This window comes from uncultured Winogradskyella sp., from assembly GCF_947501905.1.
Lineage (GTDB): Bacteria > Bacteroidota > Bacteroidia > Flavobacteriales > Flavobacteriaceae > Winogradskyella.
Map to the genome: position 1 here is coordinate 1 of NZ_CANMXL010000026.1, position 210 is coordinate 210.

At 43.3% G+C, this 210-nt stretch carries 1 protein-coding gene; it reads left to right on the forward strand.

The features are described from left to right. The coding region (locus Q0770_RS14690) for a hypothetical protein (protein WP_299118197.1) at positions 1-210 on the forward strand (210 nt) is incomplete at both ends.

A 210-nucleotide genomic window follows, 5' to 3' on the forward strand; every position in this document is an offset into this window, starting at 1 on the left:
GATGCTAACGGATGTACTGAAACTACTAGCGCTACTATCGCTGCTGCACCTTCTGATGTAACAGCTAATGCTACTGTGGCTTCAAATGTTTCTTGCTTCGGTTTTTCTGACGGGTCTATTACAATTAGCTTTGCTGGTGGAACTAGCCCTTATGATATTTCTGGTGACTTTACGGCAACTGACGTAACAACTGACCAAACTCATTCTGGT